Genomic DNA, 13936 nt, shown 5'->3' with positions numbered 1-13936 from the left:
TGTCACCACCAAGACCACCGGAACTGTCACCGATGTCCTGATGCAGAACTGTCACCGATGTCCTGGGAGATGACACGATCCGCGAACGTGTCCCTACCCATATCTCGAACACTAGTTCGATCCACCGACAAGAAAGGGGGCTGCTTTGAGCCGATTCATTAAGGAAACGGTAATGAAATCGGAGCATCCCGCCTGACCCGCGTCAGGCCGTGAACAGCCGGCGCGAGCAGTCCAGCAGCATCCGGTGCAGCTCATCGTTGGCGATCTCGGCAACCGTGGGATCGGCTGCCGCCCCGAGGATCCCGGGCACCAGCACGGCGATCGCGATGAGGGTGGCCGGGTCGGGGTCCGGGCCCGCCAGGATCGCCTGCAAGCGGCGGGAGGCGTCCCGAAATTCCTCGACGGCCTCGACGACCCCTACGACGGCGGGATCGGTGTGGGCCAGGGCCGTGGTGCGGCGGTGCCGGACGGCCAGCTCGATCAGGCCGCTGATGGTGGCCTCCCGCTGCACCTCGCGGGACGTGATCGCCTCGGCGATATTGACCACCCGGGCGATGTCCTCGAACACCGGGCGGAACACGGCGACGACGATGTCGTCCTTGGAGTGGAACTGGTAGTACACCGCTGACTTATTGACCCCCAGCCGGTCTGCGATCATCTGCAACGTCGTGCCGCTCACCCCGTGCTCGGTGAAGAGCGTCTGCGCAGCGTCGAGCACCCGATCTCGCGCGAATACGCGCGGGGCCATCGTCCTCGCCACCGCATACCTCCCGGGCGCCTGCGTGAGCCAGAGTGAGCTACACCGCATAGTTGAACTAACCGACCGCTTGATTCTACTTTATTGATCGTATAACTTCGCCTTCGAATACACGCAACCATCGACTCGGGGGAGGGAGCGTCGCCGATGCTGAAACCACAGGTCCGCGGGCGCGCGGAGCTCGCCGGATGAACGCGCTGAAGCGCGGGTGGCTGCCGTTGCTGATCGTGGTCGTGGTGGTGCTCGGCACGTTGACCGTGCTGCGACTGCGGACCTTCTTCGGCGGCGAGAATTCCAACCTCATCAGCACCAAGGTCGACGACACCAAGCCGTACGACCCCAAGGTCGTCACCTATGAGGTCTTCGGCCAACCCGGCGCGACCGCCGACATCAGCTACCTCGATCTCGACAGCAAGCCGCAGCGCGTCGACGCCGCGACGCTGCCCTGGTCGCTGACGTTGAGCACCACGTTGTCCGCGGTGTCGCCCAATCTTTACGCGCAGGGCAAAGGCTCCACCCTCGGCTGTCGCATCAGCATCGACAACGAGCTCAAAGACGAAAGAACCGCCACCGGCGCCAGCGCCCTGACGTTTTGTTTGGTGAAATCCGCATGAGCACTTCAACCGACCGCGTCTCGCACGGCGCCGAGCGCGGCGGCATCGCCAAATGGATTCGGCGCCTGGCGATTCCGATCATGCTGGGCTGGATCGGGATCATCGTCCTGGCGAACGCCACCGTTCCACAGCTGGAAAAGGTCGCTGAGACGGCTGCGGTGCAGATGACGCCGGAAGAGGCGCCGTCGATGATCGCGGTCAAACGCCAGGGTCAGCTGTTCGAGGAGTTCAGCTCCAACAGCTCGGTGATGCTTGTGCTCGAGGGCGAGCAACCGCTGGGCGCCGATGCCCACCACTACTACGACGAGATCATCGCCAAACTCAAGACCGACACCACCCACGTCGAACACATTCAAGACTTCTGGGGCGATCGGCTGACCGCCGCGGGCGCCCAGAGCCCCGACGGCAAGTGCGCGTACGTGCAGATCTACACCGCCGGCAATCAGGGTGAGGCGCTGGCCAACGAGTCGGTCAAGGCGGTGCAGGAGGCCGTCGACAGTGTCACGGCGCCGGCGGGCGTCAAGTCTTACGTGACCGGGGGTGCCGCGCTGGCAGCCGACCAGGACAAGGCCGGCACCCGCAGCATGCACCTGATCGAGGGGATGACGTTCGTCGTCATCATCACCATGTTGCTGATGGTCTATCGATCGATCACCACCGTGCTGCTGGCGCTGTCGATGGTGGTGACCGGCCTGATGTCGGCGCGCAGCATCGTGGCGCTGTTGGGCTACCACAACCTCATCGGGCTCTCGCCCTTCGCGACCAGCCTGTTGGTGACGCTCGCGATCGCTGCGGCCACCGACTATGCGATCTTCCTGATCGGCAGATACCAGGAGGCCCGCAGTGCCGGTGAGGACCGGGAACGCGCCTACTACACCATGTTTCGCAGCACCGCGCATGTGGTGCTCGGCTCGGGGATGACGATCGCGGGGGCAACACTGTGCCTGCACTTCACCCGATTGCCGTACTTCCAGTCGTTGGGTGTTCCGCTGGGCATCGGCATGACGGTCGTCGTCGTCACCTCGCTGACGATGGGGTCGGCCGTCATCTCGGTGGCCGGCCGGTTCGGCACCCTGCTGGAACCCAAGCGGGTCAACCGGGGCCGAGGCTGGCGCAAAATCGGTGCGGCCGTGAGCCGTTGGCCGGGACCGATCCTGATTGCCGCCACCGCGACCACCATGATCGGTATCCTCGCCCTGCCCGGTTACCAGCCCGGCTACAACGACCGTGCATACATGCCCGACGACCTGCCGGCCAACCAGGGCTTCCTGGCCTCGGATCGGCATTTCCCCTCGGCGCGGATGAACCCCGAGATGCTGATGATCGAAACCGATCATGACGTGCGCAACTCGGCCGACTTCCTGATCATCGAGCGAATCGCCAAGCGGGTCACCGCGGTACCAGGCATCTCCCGGGTCATGTCCATTACCCGGCCGCAGGGCGTACCCATGGAGCACTCCACCTTCGGCTACCTGTTGGGCATGCAGGCCGTCAGCCAGGAGATGACGCGGAAGTTCAACGACGACCGCACGACGGAGATGCTGGCGCAGGCCGAGGAGATGCAGGGCTCCATCGACAACATGACCAAGATGATCGAGCTCATGGAGCAGATGAACGCCACCATGGGGCGCATGGTGGGCAAAATGCACCTGATGGTCTCCGACATCGAGGAATTGCGCGATGACATCGCGAACTTCGACGACTTCTTCCGGCCGATACGGAGCTACTTCTACTGGGAGCCGCACTGTTTCGACATCCCGGCCTGCTATTCGCTGCGGTCTGTCTTCGATGCGATGGACGGCGTCGACACCATGACCGAGAGCTTCAGGCAGATCGTTCCGGACATGGACGCGATGGCAGCGCAGCTGCCGCAGATGCTCACCCTGATGTCGCCGATGATCCAGATGATGAAGTCCAGCAAGGCGATGATGATGAACACCTATGCCACCCAGAGCGGGCTGGCCAAGCAGCAGCAGGAAGCCCAGGGGGATCCCGCCGCGATGGGGGAGGCTTTCGACAAGGCCCGCAACGACGACTCCTTCTACCTGCCGCCGGAGATCTTCGACAACGCCGAATTCCAGCGCGGCATGAAGATGTTCGTGTCCCCCAACGGACGCGGGGTACGGTTCGTCGTCACCCACGAGGGCGATCCGCTCAGCGCGGACGGCATCGAGCACATCGACGCGATCAAGCTCGCCGCCAAGGAGGCCATGAAGACCACTCCGTGGGAGGGCTCCAAGATCTACGTCGGTGGTACCGCGGCGATGTTCAAGGACATGCAGGAGGGCTCCAACTACGATCTGATGATCGCCGGAGTCGCGGCGCTGTGCCTGATCTTCATCATCATGCTGCTGATCACCCGGGCGGTGGTGGCCGCCCTGGTGATCGTGGGCACCGTGGTGGTCTCCCTCGCCGGTGCTTTCGGGATGTCGGTGTTGTTGTGGCAGGACATCATTGGCCTGCAGGTGCACTGGATGGTGCTGGCCATGGCGGTGATCATCCTGATGGCCGTGGGCGCCGATTACAACCTGCTGCTGGTGTCGCGCCTGCGAGAGGAGATCCACGCCGGATTGCATACCGGCATGATCCGGGCGATGGGCGGCAGTGGGTCGGTGGTGACGGCAGCGGGATTGGTGTTCGCCTTCACCATGATGACGATGGCGGTCAGTGAGCTGCGAGTGATCGGCCAGGTCGGCACCACCATCGGATTGGGTCTGCTGCTCGACACCCTGATCATCCGTTCGTTCATGACCCCGTCGATCGCGAACCTGCTCGGCAAGTGGTTCTGGTGGCCGCAGGTTCCGCGGACGCGACCCAAGCCGGCGCCCTGGCCGGCGCCGCTGCAGCGGGACCCGCGTGAGGAGCTCGTCGGATCCGGAGCCCATCGCGACGGCTGGTGACGACGCTCAGGCCAGCGGTGCCGTCACCCGCCGGGCGCTCTCCAGCAGGACGCGGTGCAACTCGTCGTCGCCGATATCTTCGAGTTCCGGATCTGCTGCGGCGGTGAAGGTTCCGGCCAGAAGAGCCGTCGTGATGATGCGGTCCGCTGCCGTCGGTGAGAGCCCCTGCAGGAGCGCTGCCACGATATCGTGGATCGCCATGAAATCCTCACGGGACCGCACCGCGTACTCCACGGCGCGGTCGTAGAACAGGAAGGTGAGCCGCCGGTACCGGACGGCCAGCTCGACCACTCCGCTGACCGTCACGTCACGCTTGCCCTGCGGTGTCGGCATGGACTCGGCGATCTTGATCACCCGCACGATGTCGTCGAACATCGGTTCCACCAGGGCGACGACGATGTCGTCGCGGGAGCGGAATTGGTAGTACACGGCCGGTTTGCTCACGCCCAGCCGGTCGGCGATCATCTGGAACGACGTCCCGCCGACACTGTGTTCCATGAACAAGGCCAATGCCGCCTGCAGTACTCGCTCGCGCGCAGATCCGCGCGGCGCCACCGGCTTGGCCACGACATTCCTCCCGTCGTCGCGGTCAGCCTATCTCGCCGGGTTCCGGTGACCGTCCAGCTACGCGATTGCCTTGGCGTGCCGGTGCTGGCGTTCAATGGTCGCGAAGTAGAACGCGTAGGCGAAGGCGCAACTGGTGAACAAGCTCGACACGAAGTACAGCCACGGGCGCCGCAGCCCGCGCCGATACCCGTCCACGATGGTGAACAGCGGCAGCAGAATGACATTGATGATCGTGTAATCCTGGCTGGCCGAGCCGGCCGCGGGGTTGGTGAACATCAGCTGGATGTACTGGGTCCAGCTGCCCGGCCCCCAGATCGGGTTGTGGTTGGGGCCTTGGGCGTACTCGTTGACGAAGCGGATGTTGAAGTACCAGCCCAGCCCGATCGAGGCTATGCCGATCACGTAGTACACGACCTCCATCGGCGAGAACAGCCCGCCCTGAGGCGGTTTCGCGAAGAGCGCGCGGTTGGATGCCACGATCCAGCCGATGGTCGCCAGGCCCAGCACTGCATGCACGAGGAGCGAGATCATGCGCCCAGTCTCACCACCCCTCCCAGGTTTTGTCAATATTGTCATTCTGAACGGCAGTGGTGCTGCGGTACCTTTAGCCGCATGCCCCGAGCGCCGCAGACCGCGCGCAGTGAGCGCACCCGCGAAGCCTTGCGCCAGGCCGCGCTGGTGCGGTTCCTGGCCCAGGGCGTCGAGGACACCTCCGCCGAGCAGATCGCCGGCGACGCCGGCGTCTCGTTGCGCACGTTCTATCGGCACTTCACCTCCAAGCACGACCTGCTGTTCGCCGACTACGACGCCGGGCTGCAGTGGTTCCGCAGCGCACTGGCGGCCCGACCACCGGCCGAGCCGATGATCGAGTCGGTCCAGGCCGCTATCTTCGCGTTTCCCTATGACGTTGAGGCGGTGACCCGCATCGCCGCGCTGCGCGCCGAGGAACTCGACCCCGAGCGGATCGTGCGCCATATCCGGCAGGTCGAAGCCGACTTCGCCGACGCGGTGGCCGAGCGACTGCGGGAGACTCCGCCGTATGGAACAGGCGACCAACTCGGGGTCGCGGTGACGGCCCGGTGCATCGCGGCAGCGGTGTTCGCCGCGATGGAGGTCTGGATGCTCAGCGAGGACCGCTCGCTGGCCGAGCTGGCCCGGATGTGCCGGACCGCGCTGAACTCGCTGCAGAACCTCTAGTTACGTCAATATTGACAAAACTGGCGCCTCCGTGTCAGCCTCGGCTCAACGGAAGGGCGGGTGCAGGGGTGCGTTCCAAGACCGATTACGACGCGATCGTCATAGGCGCCGGGCACAACGGGTTGGCTGCGGCGCTCATCCTGCAGCGCGCCGGGTTGCGCACCCTGTGCCTGGAGGCCGGGCTGTACGCCGGCGGGATGGCCTCGACCGTGGAGTTGTTCGACGGCTACCGGTTCGAGATCGCAGGTTCGGTGCAGTTCCCGACGTCGGCCGCGGTCAGCGCGGAGCTGGGCCTGGACACCCTGGACAGCATCGATCTCGAGGTCATGTCCGTGGCGATGCGCGGTGTGGGCGACGACCCGTTGATTCAGTACACCGACCCGATGAAGCTGTTCACCCACCTGTCTGAGGTGCACGGCGCCGAGGCGGTCAACGGGATGGCGGGGCTGCTGGCCTGGAGCCAAGCCCCCACCCGGGCGCTGGGCCGCTTCGAGGCCGGCCGTCCGCCGAAGACTCTCGACGAGATGTATGCGTGTGCCACAAACGAATTCGAACGCTCAGCGATCGATGACATGCTGTTCGGCTCGGTCACCGACGTGCTGGACCGCTACCTGCCCGACCGGGAGAAACACGCGGCGCTGCGCGGATCCTTCACCGTGCTGGCCGTCAACACCCTCTATCGCGGACCGGCCACCCCCGGCAGCGCCGCCGCCCTGGCCTACGGTCTCGGCGTCCCCGACGATAACACCGTGCTGATGAAGAAGCTGCGCGGCGGGATCGGGGCGCTCACCGGGCATCTGGCCGATACGTTCACCGGTCTGGGTGGTGAGCTACGGCTGCGCACCAAGGTGGCCGAGATCGTCATTGCCGACGGACGGGTGTCGGGGGTGCGCACCGACGCCGGCGGTTCAGCGAGGCTCGACGGAGGAGAGGTGAAGCTGGGACCGTCGCGTGGGCTCCGCGACACCGTCACCGCACCGGTGGTGGTGTCGGCCATCGCCCCCGACGTCACCGTCACCCGGCTGATCGACCCGGCCGGCATGCCCGAGGATGTCCGCGCCCGATACGCCCGCACCGACCACCGCGGCTCCTACCTACAGATGCACTTCGCGCTGGACGAGGCACCCGAGTTCGCCGCTCCCTACGAGGCGCTCAACGACCCCGCCATGCAGGCCTCGCTGGGGATCTTCTGCACGCCCGAGGAGGTACAGCAGCAGTGGGAGGACGCGCGGCGCGGCATCGTGCCGGCCGATCCGACGGTCGTACTGCAGATCCCGTCGCTGCACGACGCCGATCTGGCCCCGGCCGGCAAGCACGCCGCCTCGGCGTTCGCATTGTGGTTCCCGATCGAGGGTGACGGCAACTACGGCGAGATGAAGGTCGAGATGGGTCAACGGGTGATCGACAAGATCACCCGGCTGGCACCGAATTTCGAGCGCAGCATCACCCGGCACACCACCTTCACGCCACGCCATATGGGCACCATGTTCGGTGCGCCCGGCGGCGACTACTGCCACGGCTTGCTGAACCCGGACCAGATCGGGCCCAACCGGCCCGGCGCGCGGGGTTTCGTCGGGCAACCGCTACCGGTCGACGGGCTGTATCTGGGCAGTGCGGGCTGTCAGGGTGGCCCCGGGATCACGTTCATTCCGGGCTACAACGCCGCTCATCAGGTGCTGGCCGACCGGCAATAGGTCACCCGGCCGCAAGCCTTGTCGCACCGCGGCGCCTGCGGTCAGCGGTATCGGTGGTCGTCGGTGATCGTCGGTGGTGCACGTTTGCCTTCCGGGTCGATCAGTGCCGGAGTACCGGGAATCCGGGTGTCCACGTGCGGCAGGTCGACGTCCCCGACGAATGGGATGTGAACCTTCTCCGGCAGACCGATGTGGGCTTGGCGGCGGCCTTCCCCGATCAGGCCGCTGTCGGCCAGCGACGACGACTTGCCCGAGGAGATGTCGGTCATCGCCCGCAGCGATTCGCTGCCCATGTCGTAGTAGCGGGAATGATCACCGAACGCCAAGCCCTGGTGGCCGACCGCTTCGGCGTGGAAACGCACCGACCCGAAGCCATCGCCGGCGGGGTCGGTGCCCAGCCCGGCCATGTCGCCCAGCGGGTGGTGCATCGTGTGATTGATGAAGTCCGGCACCAGCCCGGATTCACCCAGCCAGGAGACCGGGTCGCTGGATGCCGCCCCGACGTAGACCTGGCCGCCGTCGAGATGGAAATCGCCGGCGCTTTTGGCCACATCCGTTCCGGGGCAGCCGATCAGCACCGCGTCATTGGCGTGCATCCCACTGTTGGCGAACGCGTCGGCCACCGTCGTCGCGCCGTAGGAATGGCCGATCACCGTCACATGCGACGACAACCCGGCGTCATGGGTGGCCGACAACCCGTTGACGTCGCCGGCCAGCATCGCCCCGCCGTCGCGCGCCAGATCCGGGGTGGCGATACGCAGATCATCGGGTGCGTCCGGGGCGTCGTATCCCATCCAGGCGATCACCGACGTCGACTCACCGGGATTGGCCAACCGCATCTGGTCGTAGAGGTTGGTGGCGTCGGTGCTTTCCAGCCAGCCCTGCTGAACGCTGTTGCCGGTGCCGGGAACCACCACCGCGGTGTTGGCGGCATGGTCGGGGTTGCCGATCGCGACCGCCGCCTTGCCCTGCCCGTTGAACGCCAGCGGATCGTAGGCCCACAACAACGCCGGGCGCTCCGTGCTGCCATCCGGCTTCGTCTTTCCACCCTCGCTGATCAATCCCTTTTCGGTCTGCACCGCATTGCCGTACCGGCTGACGTCACTGGCCGACAATCCGTAGGCACCGGGATTGTTCAGCACGTCGTCGACGGACACCCCGCGCAGGTTGGCTAGGTCGCGGACTCGGTTCAGGTCGTCGTGCAGCACCGCGAGGTTCACCTCGTTGCGGGCGTCGGCCGGAATACCGTTGAGGTTGCCCAACCCCGAATCGTGTTGGGCGATATAGGCCGCTCGCTGCTGCGGGGTCAGCGAATTCCACCAGTTCGTGACTGTCTGCGGGTCGGTGTCGGCCGGCGGAATCGGCATCAGCGGATCACCCAGCGGGGACGTCGGCTGGTCGAGGTTCTTGATCAGGCCCGGGTCGTAGCCCTCAGCGCGCAGCCGGGCCTCGGCGGCGCGCAAGGTGGCCAGGTAGGCGTCGCGAACGACTTTGATGCGGCGCAGCGTCTCCTTGGTGTCGTCGATCGCCGCCTGCTGAAGATCGGCGATCTGGTCGTGAACCTGCCTTCGCTGCTCGGCGGTCAGGTCCGGATTCTTGTCCACCTCGAACAGATGCGTCAGGTTGGCGTCGATGCCCTCGAGCACCGTTTCGAGTTCCGAGATGCAGCCGGCCGACGATTTCTGCGCCTCGGCCAGGGCGGCGGCGACGGTCTCGAGGTCGGCGGCGATCTTCGGCAGCTGGGCTGCCTGCACCCCCAGTGAGGTGGTGACCAGCTGCACCTGGGCGGCGTCGTTGATCGGATGATCGCCGTTCTCCCGGTTCCAGGCGCCCTCGAACCGCTTGCGCGCCTGTTCGAAGGTGGCGTCGGCTTCGGTGGCGGACTGCCCGGCGTTGTGAAACGCCCGGGCCAGATTGTCGATCTGGGACGGCCGGCCGTGCTGCAGCGCGGCGTTGATCGCCCACGGATCACCGCCGGCCTCGGCGACCAGCAGGGGAATGCTGATCGACTCCAGGTGCACCGATCACCCCTTATCGTCCAGCGGCGATCAACGCTACCACCGCCATGACCAGCGTCAATTCAGGCTTTTAGTGGTCGTGGGTCACCGGGTGATTTCTTCGGTGATGTCCTGATATACCGGGCCCTGGTCTTTGCGATGGTCGGTCAGGTTGCCGCATTCACCGTAGATCTTGACGTTCCCGTACCGATGGTCGTCGGGCAGCGGTGCCATGATCGCCATCAACTGTCCTTGGTGAAGCACTCGGCCGTAGGGCAGCTTGCCCGGCGGCGGGCCGTCGCTCCAGCCGATGCCGACCATCGCCGTCGCGACTCGCTCGACATAGGCCTGCACGTCGGCGTCCGTCGGGAACGTGAAACCGACCTCCGCCACGCCCCGATACGGCGCTTCGTTCTGGTCATTGCAGGATTCGAACCGGAACGCAGCGAATAGCCCCTCCAGGCCCGCGGCTTTGACGATCTCCTTGGCCGGTTCGACGACCTGTGCCCGGGTCTGTCCGTCGGTGAGTTCCGGCCCTTCGAGTTCGCTTCGTCGGTCGTGGGGAAACATCGCGCACCCTCCAATTACGAGTGCCAGTGCAAGCAACGGCCCGGCCAAGCGCCACCTGCGGTCAGCGGTAGCGGTCATCGGTGATCGCTCCTGGTACGCCGTTGTCTTCCGGATTGATCCACTTTAGCTACTGGACCGCCAATAGTTCGTCGAGCAACTCGCGGAACGTCTCCGGGTCCGCCGGGGTGAACGCCGGCCGCGGCCACGGGCTGCCGTCAAGATCCAGGGTGATCAGCGTGCTCCGCAACGGCCGCTTGACGTCCAGCGGGAGCCAGCGTCGCAGGTCCGAGCTACCCCAGATCCGGAACCGGTGAACCACGCCCAGCGACTCGGCACGATAGCCGCGAATCGCCGACAGCGGGATCACCTTCGACGTGCCGGACGGAAAGTGGTAGCGACGCAACGTTATCGCGCTGTGGTCCAGGGCTACCAGCCCGTCATCGTAGGAGTCGCTCACAGCTTCTCGCAGCGCAACTCGTGGCCCTTGGCGGTCAAGCAGCGGCCGGTGTTAAGGTCCCACTGCCAGCCGTGCTGATTGCACGTCAAGGTGGTGCCATCGACGACCCCGAACTTCGACAGGTCGGCTTTCATGTGTGGGCAGCGGCGCTGAATCTGCCAGTCACCCAGCGTGATCGTCGCCGAGTCGTCGTGGCTTTCGCCGAACCAGCCATCGGCGTAGACGATCCGGTCCTCGGTCAGGCATTTGAAGAACGTGTAGAGGTACTCGTTGTAGCCGCCGACCCGCCAAGCCTTGAAACGGGTGGACAAGAAAATGGTGTTGACCCAGTCGGGTTCGCCGTCGCGCAGCACGGTGCGCACCAGCTCGGGAGGAATTCCGAATCCGTAGCGGAACTTCTCTCCCGGAACCGGTTCGCGCACCATGCGTTTGGGGAAGTCCAGCACCACGGTTTCGGCATGGCCATCCCCGTCGAGCACCAGCTCGACCGGATAGCCGATGCCGTCGCAGATCTCGTTGCTGTGCGCCATGATCGGCTCGAACAGCGCGCGCAGCGGCTCCAGCATCGCCGGGCCGGCCGCCGGCGCCCAGGATGCCTTCTCGGCGGCCAGTACCGGAGCCATCCGATCGGCGTAGGCGGCGATGTAATCCGCTTTGCCGGTCGTGAAGATCGTCTCGACCTCGTCGTCGCCCACCGGGTGGGTCAGCGAATCCAGTTGCGCCCCGGTGAAACCGGCTGTGGTGCCGGGGATCATCAGCAGTCCGCGGTCGTGGCCGTTACGCCGCAGCTGATCCAGGAACACCATCTCGTCGGGGAAGATGTTGGCCGGATCGCCGTGGTCGTCGTTGAGGTAACGCAGGTCGGAATCCAAGAAGCACGGCGGGCCGGCCGACGGCACCACCCAGGTCGCGCCGACGTGGGCGATGTATTGGCGGGCACGGTCCATCTGGCGTTGCCGCTTCTGGATGCCGAACGCCTCTTTGGCCCGAGCCGGCATGTCGTAGACCATCGGGTACCAGATCGCCCCCGAGTACTGCACCAGGTGCACGTCGATGGCGTCGAAGGCCTTTAACACGTCCAGGTCGATCGGGCGTGAGTCGTTCATGTTGAAAACGGTGGTGACACCATCGGAAACCACCAGCCCGGAGTCGCCGATCGGACCGTCGGCCGGGGCGCGCAGCGCGATGATCATCACGTCCAACTCGCCCTTGAGCCCGGTCACGGTGTGCCGCACCGAGTCGGTGGTCTCGAAGAACCGGTGAAAGCCCAGCTTCTCCAGTTCCCCGCGCAGGTCCGGCACCGGATAGTCGGGCAGCAGCACCACCGCGTCTTTGTTGACGTGGGCCGCCAGGTGCCGCGGGTCGAAGTGGTCGTGGTGCAGATGGGAGATGTAGAGGTAGTCGCAGTCGCCCAGGGCGTCCCAGTCCAGGGTGGAGTTGTCCGGGAACGGGAACCATGACGCGAAGTAGGCCGGATTCACCCACGGGTCGCACAGGATGCTGCCCGCGGCGGTCTCGATCCGGAAGCCGGCGTGTCCGACGCTGGTGACCCGCACTTGTACCTTCCTCGACGCTGTAGGCGATTCCTCCCGAGCTTAACGGCGGCGCGGTCGGCGCCATCGCCTAGGCTTTAGTGCTGTGGAGCCGTGGTACGCGACGATCGCCAGAGTTACCCGCATGGTGTGGCGCTTTCAGGGCGTGAAGATCAACATCAGCGGCGCGGAGAACGTGCCTGCCGCCGGGGGCGCGGTGATCGCGATCAACCACACCAGCTACCTGGACTTCACCTTCGCCGGACTGCCCGCCTACAGTTTGCGCCCGCACCGCTGGGTGCGGTTCATGGCGAAGAAGGAGACCTTCGACAACCGGTTCACCGGCCCGATGATGCGCGGCTGCCGGCACATCCCGGTCGATCGCGGCCAGGGCGCGGATTCCTTCACCTCTGCCGTCGAATACCTCAAGGCGGGAGAGCTGGTCGGGGTCTACCCGGAGGCGACGATCAGCCGCAGCTTCGAGCTCAAGGAGTTCAAGAGCGGCACCGCCCGGATGGCGATCGAGGCACAGGTGCCGATCATCCCGCACATCGTCTGGGGCGCCCAGCGGATCTGGACCAAGGACCACCCGAAGCAGTTGGGTCGGACCAAGGTGCCGATCACGGTCGCGGTCGGCGAGCCGATACCGCCGACGTTGCCGGTCGATGACCTGCGGGCATTGCTGCACACCCGCATGCAGCACCTGCTCGAGCAGGTGCAGGACGGTTATCCCGAGCATCCGGCCGGTGCGTACTGGGTGCCGCATCGCCTCGGCGGCGGCGCCCCCACACCTGCTGAGGCGGCCCAACTCGACGCCGAAGAAGCCGCGCGTAAAACCGCCGAGCGGGCCGCCCGAAACCGGCAGCTGCCGGGTGCGACGGGCGCCGCGGAGTAGGGCTGGCATGCAGCCGGTTTTCCGGGCGCTGGAGCTCGCAGCGGTGACCTTGGTGAAGATCACCGGAGCTCGGCTCGAGTTCGTCGGCCTGGAACACATCCCGGCCGACGGCGGCGCGGTGATCGCGATCAACCACACCGGCTACGTGGACTTCCTGCCCGCCGCGCTGGCGGTGTATCGCCGGGGACGCCGGATGCGATTCATGATCAAAGCCGAGATGCAGCAGGTGAAGGTGGTGAATTTTCTGATCAACCACACCGGCACCATCCCGGTGGATCGCGGGGCCGGTGCGGGCGCCTACCGGCATGCGGTGGCCGCGCTGCGTTCTGGTGAGGTGGTCGGGGTGTACCCGGAGGCGACGATCAGCCGCAGCTTCGAGCTGAAGGAATTCAAGTCCGGGGCCGCCCGGATGGCCGTCGATGCGCAGGTGCCGATCGTCCCGCTGATCGTGTGGGGCGCTCACCGGTTGTGGACCAAGGATCACCCGAGGGCGCGGCTGATCGGCAGCAGGATGCCGATCACCGTGCTGGCCGGCCCGCCGCTGGCCCCGACCGGCGACGTCGCCACCCTCAGCGCGCAGTTGCGTGCGCAGATGGCACCATTGCTGGCCGAAGTGCAGCAGCAGTATCCGCACCCGGCGGGCCAGTACTGGGTGCCGCGACGAATGGGCGGCGCCGCCCCCACGCCGGAGGAGGCCAAGATTCTCGACGAGCGGGAGCTGACGCAGCGGATGCGCAAGCACACGGGGCACTGAGG

General features: G+C 65.9%; 13 protein-coding genes. 6 read left to right on the top strand and 7 right to left on the bottom strand.

The window, feature by feature from the left end; all coding sequences use genetic code 11:
- Positions 1–202: 202 nt before the first annotated feature.
- A complete protein-coding gene (locus tag ACZYY4_RS18700; RefSeq protein WP_463811491.1) occupies positions 203–760 on the bottom strand; it encodes a TetR/AcrR family transcriptional regulator in 558 nt (185 codons plus the stop codon).
- Positions 761–945: 185 nt separating this feature from the next.
- On the opposite strand from ACZYY4_RS18700, the gene ACZYY4_RS18695 reads away from it, so the two are divergent.
- Positions 946–1371, top strand: a complete 426-nt coding sequence (locus ACZYY4_RS18695; protein ID WP_463811490.1) for an MmpS family transport accessory protein — start codon at positions 946–948, stop codon at positions 1369–1371.
- Positions 1368–4271, top strand: a complete 2904-nt coding sequence (locus ACZYY4_RS18690; protein WP_463811489.1) for an MMPL/RND family transporter — start codon at positions 1368–1370, stop codon at positions 4269–4271. The genes ACZYY4_RS18695 and ACZYY4_RS18690 overlap by 4 nt, the downstream gene beginning before the upstream one ends.
- Positions 4272–4277: 6 nt before the next feature.
- Here the strand turns inward: ACZYY4_RS18690 and ACZYY4_RS18685 are convergent, their stop codons facing one another.
- The gene (locus tag ACZYY4_RS18685) at positions 4278–4838 is read right to left on the bottom strand and encodes a TetR/AcrR family transcriptional regulator (protein WP_463811488.1); all 561 of its coding nucleotides are present in this window, start codon (positions 4836–4838) and stop codon (positions 4278–4280) included.
- A gap of 57 nt (positions 4839–4895) precedes the next feature.
- Positions 4896–5369, bottom strand: a complete 474-nt coding sequence (locus ACZYY4_RS18680) for a DUF2834 domain-containing protein (protein WP_463811487.1) — start codon at positions 5367–5369, stop codon at positions 4896–4898.
- 81 nt (positions 5370–5450) lie between these two features.
- Between ACZYY4_RS18680 and ACZYY4_RS18675 the strand changes: the two genes are divergently transcribed.
- On the top strand, positions 5451–6035 hold the full coding sequence (locus ACZYY4_RS18675) for a TetR/AcrR family transcriptional regulator (protein ID WP_463811486.1): 585 nt from the start codon (positions 5451–5453) through the stop codon (positions 6033–6035).
- A gap of 68 nt (positions 6036–6103) precedes the next feature.
- Complete coding sequence (locus ACZYY4_RS18670; protein ID WP_463811485.1) at positions 6104–7729, top strand: phytoene desaturase family protein; 1626 nt, start codon at positions 6104–6106, stop codon at positions 7727–7729.
- 41 nt (positions 7730–7770) lie between these two features.
- Here ACZYY4_RS18670 and ACZYY4_RS18665 read toward each other — a convergent pair whose 3' ends face one another.
- The 4 genes from ACZYY4_RS18665 to ACZYY4_RS18650 form a co-directional block, all read right to left on the bottom strand.
- Positions 7771–9750, bottom strand: a complete 1980-nt coding sequence (locus tag ACZYY4_RS18665) for a putative alpha/beta hydrolase (protein ID WP_463811484.1) — start codon at positions 9748–9750, stop codon at positions 7771–7773.
- An 81-nt stretch (positions 9751–9831) separates the two neighbouring features.
- Positions 9832–10296 (bottom strand): hypothetical protein, encoded by a 465-nt coding sequence (locus ACZYY4_RS18660; RefSeq protein WP_463811483.1) that lies wholly within the window; start codon positions 10294–10296, stop codon positions 9832–9834.
- A gap of 127 nt (positions 10297–10423) precedes the next feature.
- On the bottom strand, positions 10424–10753 hold the full coding sequence (locus tag ACZYY4_RS18655) for a PH domain-containing protein (protein ID WP_463811482.1): 330 nt from the start codon (positions 10751–10753) through the stop codon (positions 10424–10426).
- Entirely contained in the window at positions 10750–12309 is a 1560-nt protein-coding gene (locus tag ACZYY4_RS18650) for a Rieske 2Fe-2S domain-containing protein (protein ID WP_463811481.1), read from the bottom strand. The genes ACZYY4_RS18655 and ACZYY4_RS18650 overlap by 4 nt, the downstream gene beginning before the upstream one ends.
- An 82-nt stretch (positions 12310–12391) precedes the next feature.
- Between ACZYY4_RS18650 and ACZYY4_RS18645 the strand changes: the two genes are divergently transcribed.
- Positions 12392–13180, top strand: coding sequence for a lysophospholipid acyltransferase family protein (locus ACZYY4_RS18645; RefSeq protein WP_463811480.1), 789 nt, complete (start codon positions 12392–12394; stop codon positions 13178–13180).
- A 7-nt stretch (positions 13181–13187) separates the two neighbouring features.
- Complete coding sequence (locus ACZYY4_RS18640; RefSeq protein WP_463811479.1) at positions 13188–13934, top strand: lysophospholipid acyltransferase family protein; 747 nt, start codon at positions 13188–13190, stop codon at positions 13932–13934.
- Positions 13935–13936 lie beyond the last annotated feature (2 nt).

It is taken from the genome of Mycobacterium sp. IDUB_21, from assembly GCF_055419425.1.
Note: the sequence above shows the minus strand (reverse complement) of the source record. Positions and strands in the feature narration are given on the sequence as shown.

Excerpts from the sequence above, each read along its gene's own strand:
- ACZYY4_RS18660 (WP_463811483.1), bottom strand. The coding sequence starts at position 10,296 with ATGTTTCCCCACGACCGACGAAGCGAACTCGAAGGGCCGGAACTCACC.
- ACZYY4_RS18690 (WP_463811489.1), top strand. The coding sequence starts at position 1,368 with ATGAGCACTTCAACCGACCGCGTCTCGCACGGCGCCGAGCGCGGCGGC.
- ACZYY4_RS18640 (WP_463811479.1), top strand. The coding sequence starts at position 13,188 with ATGCAGCCGGTTTTCCGGGCGCTGGAGCTCGCAGCGGTGACCTTGGTG.
- ACZYY4_RS18695 (WP_463811490.1), top strand. The coding sequence starts at position 946 with ATGAACGCGCTGAAGCGCGGGTGGCTGCCGTTGCTGATCGTGGTCGTG.
- ACZYY4_RS18680 (WP_463811487.1), bottom strand. The coding sequence starts at position 5,369 with ATGATCTCGCTCCTCGTGCATGCAGTGCTGGGCCTGGCGACCATCGGC.
- ACZYY4_RS18675 (WP_463811486.1), top strand. The coding sequence starts at position 5,451 with ATGCCCCGAGCGCCGCAGACCGCGCGCAGTGAGCGCACCCGCGAAGCC.